This window comes from Pseudarthrobacter sp. MDT1-56 (genome assembly GCF_059383555.1).
Window position 1 is genome coordinate 201,899 of sequence record NZ_JBWZCK010000007.1, and the last position, 14,239, is coordinate 216,137.

Sequence of the window (14,239 nt, forward strand, 5' to 3'; positions counted from 1 at the left end):
GGTACCCGGGCTGTCACCTAGCGGGCGCGGACCCCCGCGCGCCAGACGGCATGGGTCAGCGGCATGCCCGGCCGGTAGGCCAGGTGGGTGGCGGACGGCGCGTTCAGCAGGTGCAGGTCCGCGCGGTGGCCGACGGCGATCGAGCCGACGGCGCGTTCGCCGTCGGCGTCGTTCCCGGACTCCCGGCCGAGGGCCAGCGCGCCGCCGTAGGTCGCGGCGCGCACGGCCTCGTGCACGCTGAGGCCCATCTGGAGCACGGCGGTGGTGACGCAGAACGCCATCGAGCTCGTATAGGAGGTGCCCGGGTTGCAGTTGGAGGCCAGTGCGATCTGCACGCCGGCGTCAAGCAGTTCCCGGCCCGGCGCCAGCGGCTGGCGGGTGGACAGATCGCAGGCCGGCAGGCACGTTGCCACCGTGCCGCGTCCTCTAGCCGCCCCGTCCCAGCCGGACCAGCTGGCCGCGAGGGCGTCGAGATCGTCGGCGGACAGGTAGTTCACGTGGTCCACGCTGGCCGCACCGAATTCCAGCGCGAGCCGCACGCCGGGGCCTTCGCCCAGCTGGTTGCCGTGCACCCGCAGGCCCAGCCCGGCGTCCCGGCCGGCCTGGAGCACGCGCCGGGACTGGTCCTCGGTGAAGGCACCCCGCTCGCAGAAGACATCGGCCCAGCGCACGAACGGCCGGACGGCGGAGAGCATGGCGCCGCAGACCAGGTCCGTGTACTCCTCGGCGTCCATGCCGGCCGGAACAAGGTGGGCCCCGAGATAGGTGACCTCGTCCACCACGGTGGAGGCGATCCGGGCGCTGCGGGCTTCGTTGTCGATGTCCAGGCCGTAACCGGTCTTGGTTTCGAGGTAGGTGGTGCCCTGCGAGACGGCCTCGGCCACGCGGCCCAGGGCGAGCCGGGTGAGGTCGAAATCGCTTGTATTCCGGGTGGCGCCGGTGGTCACGGCGATCCCGCCGGCGCTGTAGCTCTCCCCCGCCATCCGGGCCTCGAACTCGGCGGTCCGGTCCCCGGCGAAGATCAGGTGGGTGTGCGAATCCACCCAGCCCGGCAGCAGGGCACGGCCGCCGGCGTCGACTGAGGTGTCGGCGGCCGGGGCGTCCGCCACCCGCCCCAGCCAGGCGATCCGTTCACCTTCGATCACCACGGCTGCTCCCTTCAGGACCCGGTGGTCCGGGTCTTGGGTCATCAGCTCGGCGATGTTGGTGATCAGGGTGCTCATGAGTCCATTGTTCAGCGCCGGATGGACCAGCGCGTCGCAGCCAGCGCCTCCGCTGTCCGGGATGCCGGACCCGTGGCTGTGTTGCCGTCTGCGGCAGAGCCGGCGCCCTGGCCGGCGAGGATCAGCCCGGCAGCCAGTTCGGCGATGCCGGAGGAGGTCTGGAAGCCGTAGCCGCCCTGGCCTGCGAGCCAGAAGAATCCGGGGGCTTCGGCGTCGAACCCCACGACCGGGACGCCGTCGGCCGCTTCCGTCCGCAGCCCCGTCCAGGCCTGGCGGACGCCGCGGATGCCCAAGGTGGTGATGGTGTTGAGCCGGGCGACGAGTCTTTCGATGTCCCCCGGGTGCGGCTGCGCGTCCTCGGGTCCGCTCGGTTCGTGTTCCGACGGCGAGATCAGGACCTGCTCGCCGTCGCGGCGGAAGTAGAAGGAGTCGTCGGCGGCGGCCACCATGGGGCTGCCTTCCGGGAGGGGGTGCTCGACGTCGACGATCGCCGCGGTGCGCCGGTACGGCTGCAGCTGGACCTTCTCGACGCCGCTGAGCACGGCGAGCTCGTCGGCCCAGGCGCCGGCGGCGTTGACCACGACGCCGGCCTGGAAGCCCTCCTGCCCGGCGCCGAGTTCCCAGCCGGAGCCAAGGCGCTGGGCCGAGTGGACGCGGGCGCCGGTGATGATGTCCACCCCGTTGGCTTCGGCATGCCGGCGGTGGTCCTCGAGCAGCAGGGGCGCGTCGCAGGCGAAAGACCCGGTGTCCAGGCCGGCGGCGGAGAAGGAGTCCGGGAGCAGGGCCGGGCAGAGTTCCAGGGCCTTGGTGTGGGTGATCGGCCGCATGTGGCCGCTGGCTTGCTCCCGGACGGTGGCGTCGTCGCCGATCAGCAGAAAGCTGCGCGGTGAGAGCACCGGTTCCGGGCGGGTGGCGTCCCGGGCGGCGATCAGTGCGAGGGTGCGGAGGGTGAGCTCCTGGACCGCAGGCGGGCCGTAGCTGGGGATCAGCTGCCGGGCTGAGCGGGCCGAGGTGTGGTACGCCAGGGTCTGCTCGGCTTCCACCAGCGCGACGCTGCATTTTCCGGCCAGGGCCGAGGCAAGGGACAGGCCGGCGATACCGCCGCCGACAATCACGACATCGTAATTAGCTGACATGGGTCCATCCTTGCAGACGGAAGCGGTTGCGGCGCCGTTTGTGGCGCCGCAACCTCGTTTCTGCTTTTTCCGGTGAAGCCCGTTCAGCCGGCGACGGCGGCGCGGCTGCGCACGAAGGCCTTTACGCAGGCCTCCACGTCCTCGGCGCTGTGAGCGGCGGAGAGCTGGACGCGGATCCGGGCCGCGCCCTTCGGGACGACGGGGTAGCTGAACGCCGTGACGAAAACGCCGTGGTGCAGCATGGCGTCCGCCACCTTGGCGGCCATCACGGCGTCGCCGAACATGACCGGGACAATGGCGTGCTCGCCCGGGAGCAGCTCGAAGCCTTCCTCGGACATCCGGCTCCGGAACAGCGCGGCGTTGGCGAAGAGCTTGCTGCGCAGTTCGCCGGAGCTCTCCACGAGGTCCAGGGCCTTGAGCGTCGCCGCGACGATGGCCGGGGCCAGCGAGTTGGAGAACAGGTAGGGGCGGGCCTTCTGGCGGAGCATGGCGACGACTTCGCGGCGGCCGGAGACGTAGCCGCCGGAGGCGCCGCCCAGGGCCTTGCCGAAGGTGCCGGTGTAGATGTCCACGCGGTCCGAGACGCCGGCGTGTTCCGGGGTGCCCGCACCGCTGGCGCCCATAAAGCCTACGGCGTGGGAGTCGTCCACCATGACCATGGCGTCGTATTTTTCCGCGAGGTCGCAGATCGCTTCCAGCGGGGCGAGGAAACCGTCCATCGAGAAGACGCCGTCCGTGACGATGATCTTGCGGCGGGCCGGGTTCTCCTGGGTCGTGGCCTCGATCAGCTTGGATTCGAGGTCCGCCATGTCCTGGTTGGCGTAGCGGAAGCGCTGGGCCTTGCAGAGCCGGATGCCGTCGATGATCGAGGCATGGTTCAGCGCATCGGAGATGACGGCGTCTTCCGGGCCGAAGAGCGATTCGAACACGCCGCCGTTGGCGTCGAAGCAGCTGGAGAACAGGATGGTGTCCTCGGTGCCCAGGAACCTGGAGACGCGTTCCTCGAGGGCCAGGTGCAGGTCCTGGGTGCCGCAGATGAAGCGCACGCTGGCCATGCCGAAGCCGCGGTCATCCATCGCGGCCTTGGCGGCGGCAATAATCTCCGGGTGGTCCGCGAGGCCCAGGTAGTTGTTGGCGCAGAAGTTCAGCACGTCCGCGCCGGACTCGCCGATCTGCCCGGCTTTGATGTGGTTGGCCTGGGGCGAGTCGATGTGCCGCTCGGTCTTGAACAGGCCGGCGCCGCGGATCTCGTCCAGTTCGTGCTGCAACTGGTCCTTGATGGCTGAATACATGGGTTGTGCTCCTCAGCTGGTGGGGTCGGTGGGCCGAATCGGGAGGCGGGTTAGAAGCAGGTCCAGTCGAGGACCACTTTGCCGCCCACGCCGGCGCGGGCGATTTCGAAGCCTTTTTCCCAGTCGGTGGCGGGGAGGGTGTCCGTCACGACGGCGGAGATGTTGGCGTGCAGCACCGGGTTGGAGGACAGCATGGCGCTCATGGCGTACCAGGTCTCGAACATTTCGCGGCCGTAGATGCCCTTCATGGTCAGCATATGCGTGACCACTTTGCCCCAGTCGATGTCGATCGACTGGCTGGGCAGTCCCAGCATCGCGATCCGGCCGCCGTGGTTCATGTTGTCGATCATCTCAGGCAGTGCCGTGGGGTGTCCCGACATTTCCATGCCGATGTCGAATCCCTCGCGCATGCCCAGTTCGCGCTGTGCGTCCTTGACGCGCATCCTGGAGACATCGATCGCGAGGTCGACGCCGAGGGTCCGGGCCAGTTCCAGCCGCGGGGCGGAGACGTCGGTGATGGCGATCTTCCGGGCGCCGGCGTGGCGGGCGACGGCGATCGCCATCAGTCCGATGGGACCGGCGCCGGTGATCAGCACGTCCTCGCCGACGAGGGGGAAGCTGAGCGCGGTGTGGACGGCGTTGCCGAAGGGATCGAAGATGGCGCCGAGTTCCGGCGTCACGGAGGGGTCCTGGTGGACCCACACGTTGGTTTCGGGGATCACAACGTACTCGGCGAAGGCGCCGTCGCGCTGGACGCCGACGCTGACGGTGTTGATGCACATCTGCTTGCGGCCCGCGCGGCAGTTGCGGCAGATACCGCAGACGATGTGGCCCTCGCCGGAGACGCGGTCGCCGACTTTGACGTCCAGGACGTCCTCGCCGGTCCGGACGACCTCTCCGTAGAACTCGTGGCCGGCGATCAGGGGGGCGTTGATGATGCCCTGCGCCCACGCGTCCCACGACTGGATGTGCAGGTCGGTGCCGCAGATGCCGGTGGTCATGACGCGGATCTTGACATCCCCCGGGCCGGTTTCCGGTTCGGGCCGGTCCACGAGTTCGAATCCAGCGTGGGCGCCGGCCTTGTAGAGAGCCTTCATGGGCCTTCCTAACTGCGCCATTCCTCAGGCACGTGGGGATCCGCTGCGTGGACAGCTGATGTGGGACAACTCACCCCATTAGAGCCGCTGCAAAGCGTTAGCACAACCGGGATTTTCTCAATCGACGATTTAGCCTTTCCTTGCGCATAGACTGGGCGGCATGGAAATCCACCAGCTGGAGATGCTTCGCGAACTCGGGGCCCTCGGAAGTGTCAAGGCCGTCGCCGAAACCCTGCTCGTCACGCCCTCGGCGGTATCGCAGCAGCTGGCCGCCCTGCAGAAATCCGTGGAGGTGCCGCTGACCCGCAAGGAGGGCCGGAACCTGGTCCTGACCGAGGCCGGGCAGGTCCTCGCGGACGCCGGCGCCGCCGTCGTGTCCGCCATGGCGGACGCACGCACGGCGATCGGTGCCTATCACGGCTCCCCGGTGGCGGCGGTGACGCTCAGCGGGTTCCACAGCGCGGGGCAGGCCGTGTTCGCCCCGCTCGCCCGGCTGCTGGCCGGGCCCGGGCAGCCGCGGATCCTGCTCTCCGACGAGGACGTGGCCCAGCAGGACTTCCCTGCGCTGACGGCCCGCTATGACCTGGTGCTCGCGCACCGGATGGACCACAGCCCGCGCTGGCCCGGGGAGCGCGTCGCGGTGATTCCGCTTGCGCACGAGCCGCTGGACGTCGCCCTGCCGGCCGGGCACCGGCTGGCCGGCCAGCGGGCGGTGACGGCGGACGACGTCGTCGGGGAACCCTGGGTGACCAGCCGCACCGGCTACTCCCCCGCGGACGTGCTCTCCGCCGTCGCGGCCGTCTCGAGCCGGGAGCTGAACATCGTCCACCGGATCAACGACTACTCCACGGTGGCGGCGCTGGTGGCGACCGGGAGCGTGATCGGGCTGTTGCCCCGGTTCACGGCGCGGCCGGTGCTGAACCCGGGCATTGTGCTGCGGCCGCTGGAGGGCATCAGCACCCGGCGCCGGATCGACATCCTGGCCCGTCCGGAGAACCTTAAACGCACATCCGTCATGATGGTCTGCGAAGCACTGCAGACCATCATGACCGAGCTGGTCACTGACCGGCCCTAGGGGACTTTCCCCGCGGCCTTGTCCTTCCAGTGCCCGTTTCCGAGCTGCTTGCCCAATCCGTTGCCCAATCCCCTGCCCACTCCGTTGCCCGGCCCCTGAACGCCCGGGGCTCCGGCAACAATGTGCCCGGCAGTGATGCCGGATCCGTCCTTGACGCCTGTGACCCGCACCTGTTCTCCGGTCCTGAGGTCCGCTGCGGTGGCGGCGGTGGGCTTGAGCCGCTTGCCCGCGCTGTCTCTCGGGAGGGTGCCGTCGGCGGCAGCAGGGGGCAGTTTCGTGATTTTTGTTCCGGCGTTGAGGGCGTAGGTCTGGCTGAAGCCGTCCTCGCTCTTGATGGTGATCGACGCACTGCTAACGGCCTCGATGGCGCCCTGCTGCGTCAGCCGGGTCTCGAATCCGCCGTCGCTCTTTTTGACCACGTTTTCGCCATGCAGTGGCACGGCACGGTCTTTCTTCCGGGCCTGTCCTTCTGCGGGCGAATTACCGGGTGACTGGGCCGCCGAGGTCGTGGGGCTGGTTACCGGGGTCACGGACTGGGCGGTGCCGGCCCAGACCGCAGCCGCCCCGGCCCCGCTGAGGGCGACGACGATTCCGCCCGCCAATACGACACTTCGCCATCCGGTGCGCTGTGGAACCGCCATTGGTTCGCCCTTCCCCCCTGTGCCCAGCCCGTCATCGGAACCTTGGGCACCAGCATAGGCCCGAAGCGGCTGGCTGAACATGACCCCCGTTAACCCGACAAGCTCGCAGTTGGCGTCGTTCCGGTCAGAACGGCAACAACTGCGAGCTTGGTGGGTGGGGCCCGGCGTTGGACCTAGCCTTCGACGCCGAGGCGCTGCAGGATCAGCTCGCGGACGCGGCCGGCGTCGGCCTGGCCGCGGGTGGCCTTCATGACGCCGCCGACGATCGCGCCGATCGCCTGGACCTTGCCGCCGCGGATCTTGTCAGCGACGCCGGGCTGCGCGGCGAGGGCCGCGTCGATGGCTTCGAGCAGGGGCCCGTCGTCGGAGACCACGGCCAGGCCACGCTTGGCGACGATTTCCGCCGGGGTGCCTTCGCCGGCGAGCACGCCGTCAAGGACCTCGGTGGCCATCTTGTTGTTGATCTTGCCGTCCTCGACCATCGTGTTCAGTTCCACGATGGTCGCCGGTGCGACGCCGAGCTGGCCGGGGTCGACGTCGGCGTTCTTGGCGCGTCCGACGATCTCGCCCATCCACCACTTGCGGGCCACCGTGGCGGTGGCGCCGGCGGCGATGGTCTCCTCGATCTCGTCCATGACGCCGGCGTTGACGACGTCGCGGAATTCCAGGTCGGAATAGCCCCAGTCGGCCTGCAGCCGCTTGCGGCGCGCGGCCGGCGGCTCGGGCAACGTGGCCCGGAGTTCCTCGACCCACTCGCGGGAGGCGACGATCGGCACCAGGTCCGGTTCCGGGAAGTAGCGGTAGTCATCGGCGTCGGACTTGGGCCGGCCCGACGTCGTGGAGCGGGTGTCCTCGTGCCAGTGGCGGGTCTCCTGGATGACCGGTTCGCCGGAGTCCAGCACAGCGGCGTGCCGCTGGATCTCGTAGCGGACGGCGTGTTCGACGGCGCGCAGCGAGTTGACGTTCTTCGTCTCGGAGCGGATGCCGAAGCGTTCGCGGCCGTGCGGGCGGAGCGAGACGTTGGCGTCGCAGCGGACATTGCCACGTTCCATCTTGGCATCGGATACCCCGAGGTTCTTGACGATCTCGCGGACCGCGGCGACGTAGGCCTTGGCGAGCTCGGGCGCGCGGCTGCCGGCGCCCTCGATCGGCTTGGTGACGATCTCGACCAGCGGCACGCCGGAGCGGTTGTAGTCCACGAGGGAGTAATCCGCGCCCTGGATGCGGCCGGTGGCGCCGCCCATGTGGGTCAGCTTGCCGGCGTCCTCCTCCATGTGCGCGCGCTCGATTTCGACGCGGAACACGGTGCCGTCGGAGAGCTCGATGTCCAGGTAGCCGTCGTACGCGATCGGCTCGTCGTACTGGGAGGTCTGGAAGTTCTTCGGGGTGTCCGGGTAGAAGTAGTTCTTCCGGGCGAAGCGGCAGGTCTCGGCGATCTTGCAGTTGAGCGCCAGGCCGATCTTGATCGAGGACTCGATCGCGGTCCTGTTCACCACGGGCAGCACGCCGGGCATGCCGAGGTCCACCTCGTTGACGTTGGTGTTGGGCTCGTCGCCGAACACGTTCGGCGCGGAGGAGAACATCTTCGTCTTGGTGTTGAGCTCCACGTGGACCTCGAAGCCCAGCACGGGATCGTACTTCTCCATCGCCTCTTCGAAGCTGAGGGTTGCGTCAGACATTAGTGGGAACCTCCGTGGCTCGCGACGGTGTCAGTAAGGGCAGGGTCGGCCGGGGACGGGTCCGTCAGTGAAGGGGCCCGGTCCAGCAGGGGGCCGCCCCACTGCGCCTCGAGCAGGGATTCCAGCACCGCACCGACGCGGTACAGCCGGGCATCCTGGCGGGCCGGGGCCAGCAGCTGGACGCCGACCGGCAGTCCGTCCTCGTCGGCCAGGCCGCCGGGCAGGGAGAGCCCGGGGACGCCGGCCATGTTGGCGGGGATGGTGGCGACGTCGTTGAGGTACATCGCCAGCGGGTCGTTGAGCTTCTCGCCGAGCTTGAACGCCGTGGTGGGCGCGGTTGGGGAAATCAGCACATCGGCCTGGGCGAACGCGGCCTCGAAGTCGCGCTGGATCAGGGTGCGCACCTTCTGGGCCGAGCCGTAGTAGGCGTCGTAGTAGCCGGCGCTCAGGGCGTAGGTACCCAGGATGATGCGGCGCTTGACCTCGTCGCCGAAGCCGGCGGCGCGGGTGGCACCCATCACGCGTTCAATCGTCATCGGGCCCTCTTCGGGCAGCACGCGCAGGCCGTACCGGACGCCGTCGAACTTGGCCAGGTTGGAGGAGGCCTCGGACGGCATGATCAGGTAGTAGGCGCCCAGGGCGTACTTGAAGTTAGGGCAGGACACCTCAACGATTTCGGCGCCGGCGCCCTTGAGCAGCTCGAGGGATTCGTTGAAGCGGTTCTCGACGCCGGCCTGGTAGCCCTCGCCGTGAAGTTCCTTGATGATGCCGATCTTCATGCCGTGCACGTTGCCGATCGACGCGGCGGCGACGAGGTCCTCCAGCGGGTCCGGCAGGGAGGTCGAGTCGTGCGGGTCATGCCCGCCGATGACCTGGTGCAGCAGGGCGGAGTCCAGCACGGTGCGCGAGACCGGGCCGATCTGGTCCAGCGAGGAAGCCATGGCGATCGCCCCGTAGCGGGACACCCCGCCGTAGGTGGGCTTCACGCCGACGGTACCGGTGACGGCGCCGGGCTGGCGGATCGAGCCGCCGGTGTCGGTGCCGAGGGCCAACGGGGCCTCGAAGGCCGCGACCGCGGCGGCGGACCCGCCGCCGGAGCCGCCGGGGATCCGGTCAAGGTCCCAGGGGTTGTGCGTGGGGCCGAAGGCGGAGTGCTCGGTGGAGGAGCCCATCGCGAATTCGTCCAGGTTGGTCTTCCCCAGGATCGGCATCTTCGCGGCGCGCAGGCGCTTGACCACGGTGGCGTCGTAGGGGCTGTGCCAGCCTTCGAGGATTTTCGAGCCGGCCGTGGTGGGCTGGCCGACGGTGACGATCAGGTCCTTGACGGCGATCGGCACACCGGCGAGGGCGTGCAGCTCCTGTGCCGCGGCACCGCCGGCGGCGCGGATAGCGTCCACCTCGGCGGCGACGGCCAGCGCCTCGTCCGTGTTGACGTGCAGGAAGGCGTGGACCTTGCCGTCGACGGCGGCGATGCGGTCCAGGTGCGCCTGGGTGACCTCGACGGCGGAGACTTCGCGGGCGGCCAGCTTGCCGGCAAGCGTTGCGGCGGAGGAGCGGATCAGTTCGTTGTTCTCAGTCATGTTCTTAGCCCTCATCCAGGATTGCCGGGACCTTGAAGCGGCCTTCGTACGCATCGGGGGCGCCGGAGAGTGCCTGCTCGGCGGTGAAAGTGTGGCCCACAACGTCCTCGCGGAACACATTCGTCAGCGGGATCGGGTGGGACGTGGCCGGGACGTCATCACCGGCGGCTTCACTGACGGACTTCACTGAATCGACGATGACGGCGAGTTCGCCGGCCATCCGGTCCAGCTCTTCAGCACTCATCTCGATGTGCGCGAGACGCGCGAGATGCGCGACGTCGTCGCGGTTGATCGCAGCCATGGATCTCCCCTGCAAGTTCGGATTATTTTCCGTCCCAGTCTACGTGGGTTCGCCTGCTGTTACTGTCCGGCGCCGGGCCGCCGTCGAGCCTCCCTCACCAAAACGAGACTGTCCAGTCCGGAAAGTTTCCGGACTCGACAGTCTCGTTGTTGTTTCTCGTGGTGCTCCTTGACTTGTTAGCCGATGCCGATGGCTCCGGTGAGGACTCCGACGGCGAGCATGACCAGGGAGACGACGGCGGTGCGCCAGAGGACCTTCTTGTGGTGGTCGCCCAGGTCCACCTTGGCGAGGGAGACCAGGAGCAGGATCGCGGGGACCAGCGGGCTCTGCAGGTGGAAGGGCTGTCCGGTGATCGAGGCCCGGGCCATGTCTGCTGCGCTGATGCCGTAGTGGCTGGCGGTCTCGCTGAGCACCGGGAGGACGCCGAAGTAGAAGGCGTCGTTGCTCATGAAGAACGTCATCGGGATGCTGAGGACGCCGGTAATGATGGCCATGAACGGGCCCATGTCCGAGGGGATGATTGCCACCAGCCATTCGGACATGGCCTTGACCATTCCGGTGCCGTTGAGCACACCGGTGAGGACCGCGGCGGCCATGACCATGCTGACGACGGCGACGATCGAGGGCGCGTGGGCGATCAGCTGGGCGCTCTGGTCCTTGAGCTTGGGGAAGTTCACCAGCAGCGCGATGGCGGAGCCCACCATAAAGACGAAGGGCAGCGGCACGAGGTCGGCGACCAGCAGGACCATGATGGCGACAGTCAGGCCCAGGTTGAACCACTGCAGTTTGGGCCGCAGGGTGGCGCGGTTGGGGTCCAGTGCGGTGTCGGCCATGGCCGAATCACGTTCGTCAACGAGGTCCTCGGGGCGTTCCAGGACGGCGACGGAGGAACCTCCGGCTGCGGGGCGTCCGGCGGCGGAAACTCCCCCGGCAGGGGCGGAGCCCGTGCGGCCGAAACCGAAGCGGCCGGTGCTGCTGCCGCCGTCGGCGGTGCCGCCGTCGAACGTGCCAGCGGATTCCCAGATTTCCGGGGCGACGGCGCGGAGGCGGTTGCGCTCCTGCAGGCCCAGCAGCCAGGCGAAGACGAACACGACCGCCAGGCCGGCGATCAGGGAGGGGATCATCGGGACGAACACGTCGGAGACGCTGATGTTGAGGGCCGAGGCGGCGCGGGCGGTGGGTCCGCCCCAGGGCAGGATGTTCATGGTTCCGTTGGCCAGGCCGGCGACGCAGGTCAGGACCACGGGGCTCATCTTCAGGCGGAGGTAGACCGGCAGCATGGCCGCGGTGGTGAGGATGAAGGTGGTGGAGCCGTCGCCGTCGAGCGAGACAGCGGCGGCGAGGACAGCGGTGCCGAGGACCACCTTGGCGGGGTCGTTGCCGAGCCTGCGGAGGATGAACCGGACCAGCGGGTCGAAGAGTCCGACGTCGATCATCAGGCCGAAGTAGATGATGGCGAACATCAGCAGCGCTGCGGTGGATGTCATGGACTTCATTGAGTCGAGCACCATGTCGCCGATGCCCAGTCCGGCGCCGGCAAAGAGTCCGAAGACGGTGGGGACGATGATGAGCGCCAGCACCGGCGTCAGCTTCTTCGTCATGATCAGCACCATGAATACCGCGATCATGGCGAATCCTAGTAATACCAGCACGGCCGGCTCCTTCTTCATTGAATCGCACCACCCCGGTGTGATGCGTACTACAGACGTTAGAGTGGCGCGCGTCACGGCTGGGTCTTTGCCTCATTTGATTGGCATACTGCTTATTGGACGCATTTTGCGCATTCTGCTCACATCCGAAGGAGGACCGCCGTGACACGTTTGACCGGCAGGGCTCCCCTGCGGTTCTCCACCCAGACCCTGCTGCTGCAGCTGGGGGTGGTGGCCCTGGTGGTGCTGTTGACCAGCGCCGTCCATGGCTGGCTCACCTATGACCGGCTGGGGCGCGAGGCGGAGAACCAGGCCCTGACGCTGGCCCGGACCGTGGCATCGGACCCGGAGGTCCGGGCCGAAGTGCAGCAGATCAGCGCCCAGCCCGGGACTCCCCCGGCCGCGGAGTTACTCTCCGGGCCGCTGATGGCCGCCGCCGAGGGCGCCCGCACCCGCACCGGCGCCCTGTTCGTGGTCATCACCGACGAAACCGGCCTGCGGCTCGCCCACCCCGATGCCGAGCGGCTTGGCGAACGGGTCAGCACGGATCCGTCCGAGGCCCTGGCCGGCAAGGAAGTCACCACCCGGAACACGGGAACCCTGGGCCCCTCCGCCGGGGCCAAGGTCCCGGTGTTCGCCCCGGCCACGGAAAACGTGGTGGGTGAGGTCAGTGTGGGCTACTCGACGGAATCCATCAGCCAGAGTCTCTCCCGCGACATCGTCCCGATCGCCCTGATCGCCGCCGGCGCCCTGCTGGTCGGTGTGCTCGCCTCCTTCCTGCTCCGGCGCCGGCTCCAGCGGCTGACCCTGGGCCTGGAACCGGAGGAAATCAGCACCCTGGTCCACGACCAGGTGGCAGTCCTTCAGGGGGTTGACGACGGCGTGATCGGCATCGCCGCCGACGGCCGGATCAGCGTGTTCAACTCCGCCGCCCAGCGGTTGCTCGGCCAGCCCGACCTCACCGGAACACCGTGGGCCGAGGCCCCGGTGCCCGCCCAACTGCCCGCCCTGACCCGGGCCGACGCCGCAGAAGGCGACGCGGTGGAACTCGTCGCCGGCGGGCGCGTGCTGGTGGCGAGTGCCCGCAAGGCACTGCACGGCCGCGAGGACCTGGGCTGGGTGGTCATGCTGCGGGACCGGACCGAACTCCAGCAGCTCACCCGCCAGCTCGACGCCGTGGGCACCATGTCCACCGCGCTGCGGGCCCAGAGGCACGAGTTCGCCAACCAGCTCCACACCATCGCCGGCTTTATGAGCATCGGCCAGCACCAGCAGGCCCGCGACTACCTGGCCCGGCTCGCCGCCACCGGGCCGCTGAAGTTCCCGGTGGACCAGGCCGAGCTGCTCCAGGACCCGTACCTGCAGGCCTTCCTCGGCGCCAAGGGCGTGGAGGCGGACGAACGCGGCGTGACGCTGCGGCTCGGCCCGGAAACCCTGGTCCGGGGTCAGGTCACCGAGCCGCAGGAAGTCACCACGGTCCTCGGCAACCTGATCGACAACGCGGTGAACGCCGCCGTCGAGGGTTCCGCGCCGGAGCGCTGGGTCGAGGTGGAGGTGCTCGACGAGCCCGGCACCGGGGCGGACGGCGGGACGCTGCTGATCGTCGTCGGGGATTCCGGCGACGGGCTGCCTGCCGCTGACGCGGGCGGTGCGGACGCAGTGTTCGCGGAGGGATTCACCACCTCGGACCGCCCGGCCCGGGCGGGGGCCGGCCAGGGCCTGGGCCTCGCGCTGGCCCGGCAGCTGGCACGCCGCCGCGGCGGGGACGTGAAGGTGCTGGACCCGGGCTCCGCCGGCGGCCCCGGCGCGGTGTTTATGGCAACCCTGCCGGGGACGACGGCGCCCAATGCGACAGCGCTAAATGAGACGGCCCCCAACGAAAGGGACAACGATGTCTGAGGACTTCCGGGTGCTGATTGTGGACGACGATTTCCACGTGGCCAAACTGCATGCCGCCTACGTGGACTCGGTGGCGGGATTCCTGGCGCTGCCCCCGGCCGGTTCGGCGTCGCTGGCGCTGCAGGCCATCCACAGCCTGCGCCCGGACCTGGTACTGCTGGATGTCTACCTGCCGGACGCTTCGGGTCTGGACCTGCTGCACCAGCTGGACGTGGACACGATGATCCTGAGCGCCGCCTCGGACACGGCCTCGCTCCGGCTCGCGTTCCGGCGCGGGGCGCTGGGCTATCTGCTCAAGCCGTTCACAGCCGAATCGCTGTCCCAGCAGCTGCGCTCGTATGCGCGTTACCGGCGGATCCTGGCCCAGCCGGGGAACGTCACCCAGGACACGGTGGAACGGGCCAAACGCGCGCTTATTCCCGGAGACGTGATTCCCTCGGCCAAACCCCGGTCAGCCACCGAGGCCGCCGTGCTCGAGTCGCTGGAACCGGGCGAACAGTATTCGGCGGCCGAGGTGGCCACCCGGGTGGGCGTCTCCCGGGCCACCGCCCAGCGGTACCTCTCAGCACTCGCCGACGACGGCGCCGTCGACATCCAGCTGCGCTACGGCACCACCGGCCGGCCCGAGCACCGTTACGGACTGCCGCCGGCAGCAGGCGGCTGAGCC

Annotated in this window: 12 protein-coding genes; 3 read left to right on the forward strand and 9 right to left on the reverse strand. The window is 69.0% G+C overall.

The annotated features are described in order from the left end of the window. Window positions 1-17: 17 nt before the first annotated feature. From hutI to tdh, 4 genes are all read right to left on the reverse strand, one after another. Window positions 18-1,223 (reverse strand): imidazolonepropionase, encoded by a 1,206-nt coding sequence (gene hutI, locus AC50YC_RS12040; RefSeq protein WP_494953739.1) that lies wholly within the window; start codon window positions 1,221-1,223, stop codon window positions 18-20. Window positions 1,224-1,234: 11 nt separating this feature from the next. Next, window positions 1,235-2,359 carry an NAD(P)/FAD-dependent oxidoreductase gene (locus AC50YC_RS12045; RefSeq protein ID WP_494953740.1) on the reverse strand — a complete coding sequence of 375 codons (1,125 nt, stop codon included), beginning with the start codon at window positions 2,357-2,359 and terminating at the stop codon, window positions 1,235-1,237. A gap of 83 nt (window positions 2,360-2,442) precedes the next feature. Further along, window positions 2,443-3,651, reverse strand: coding sequence for a glycine C-acetyltransferase (locus AC50YC_RS12050; protein WP_494953741.1), 1,209 nt, complete (start codon window positions 3,649-3,651; stop codon window positions 2,443-2,445). Window positions 3,652-3,701: 50 nt separating this feature from the next. Continuing rightward, the gene (gene tdh, locus AC50YC_RS12055) at window positions 3,702-4,748 is read right to left on the reverse strand and encodes an L-threonine 3-dehydrogenase (RefSeq protein ID WP_494953742.1); all 1,047 of its coding nucleotides are present in this window, start codon (window positions 4,746-4,748) and stop codon (window positions 3,702-3,704) included. Between the two features lie 160 nt (window positions 4,749-4,908). On the opposite strand from tdh, the gene AC50YC_RS12060 reads away from it, so the two are divergent. Beyond that, window positions 4,909-5,823 (forward strand): LysR family transcriptional regulator, encoded by a 915-nt coding sequence (locus AC50YC_RS12060; RefSeq protein WP_494953743.1) that lies wholly within the window; start codon window positions 4,909-4,911, stop codon window positions 5,821-5,823. Here AC50YC_RS12060 and AC50YC_RS12065 read toward each other — a convergent pair. The 5 genes from AC50YC_RS12065 to AC50YC_RS12085 form a co-directional block, all read right to left on the reverse strand. Continuing rightward, entirely contained in the window at window positions 5,820-6,464 is a 645-nt protein-coding gene (locus AC50YC_RS12065; protein WP_494953744.1) for a hypothetical protein, read from the reverse strand. The genes AC50YC_RS12060 and AC50YC_RS12065 overlap by 4 nt on opposite strands. A 173-nt stretch (window positions 6,465-6,637) precedes the next feature. Further along, window positions 6,638-8,143, reverse strand: coding sequence for an Asp-tRNA(Asn)/Glu-tRNA(Gln) amidotransferase subunit GatB (gene gatB / locus AC50YC_RS12070; protein WP_494953745.1), 1,506 nt, complete (start codon window positions 8,141-8,143; stop codon window positions 6,638-6,640). Then, window positions 8,143-9,723, reverse strand: coding sequence for an Asp-tRNA(Asn)/Glu-tRNA(Gln) amidotransferase subunit GatA (gatA, locus tag AC50YC_RS12075; RefSeq protein ID WP_494953746.1), 1,581 nt, complete (start codon window positions 9,721-9,723; stop codon window positions 8,143-8,145). The genes gatB and gatA overlap by 1 nt, the downstream gene beginning before the upstream one ends. Window positions 9,724-9,727: 4 nt before the next feature. Continuing rightward, window positions 9,728-10,024 (reverse strand): Asp-tRNA(Asn)/Glu-tRNA(Gln) amidotransferase subunit GatC, encoded by a 297-nt coding sequence (gatC, locus tag AC50YC_RS12080; protein WP_056432749.1) that lies wholly within the window; start codon window positions 10,022-10,024, stop codon window positions 9,728-9,730. 176 nt (window positions 10,025-10,200) lie between these two features. Further along, complete coding sequence (locus tag AC50YC_RS12085) at window positions 10,201-11,676, reverse strand: CitMHS family transporter (RefSeq protein WP_494953771.1); 1,476 nt, start codon at window positions 11,674-11,676, stop codon at window positions 10,201-10,203. 159 nt (window positions 11,677-11,835) lie between these two features. On the opposite strand from AC50YC_RS12085, the gene AC50YC_RS12090 reads away from it, so the two are divergent. Together AC50YC_RS12090 and AC50YC_RS12095 are read left to right on the forward strand one after the other, a co-directional pair. Continuing rightward, window positions 11,836-13,572, forward strand: coding sequence for a sensor histidine kinase (locus AC50YC_RS12090; RefSeq protein WP_494953747.1), 1,737 nt, complete (start codon window positions 11,836-11,838; stop codon window positions 13,570-13,572). Next, window positions 13,565-14,236, forward strand: a complete 672-nt coding sequence (locus AC50YC_RS12095; RefSeq protein ID WP_494953748.1) for a response regulator — start codon at window positions 13,565-13,567, stop codon at window positions 14,234-14,236. The genes AC50YC_RS12090 and AC50YC_RS12095 overlap by 8 nt, the downstream gene beginning before the upstream one ends. Window positions 14,237-14,239: the final 3 nt, after the last annotated feature.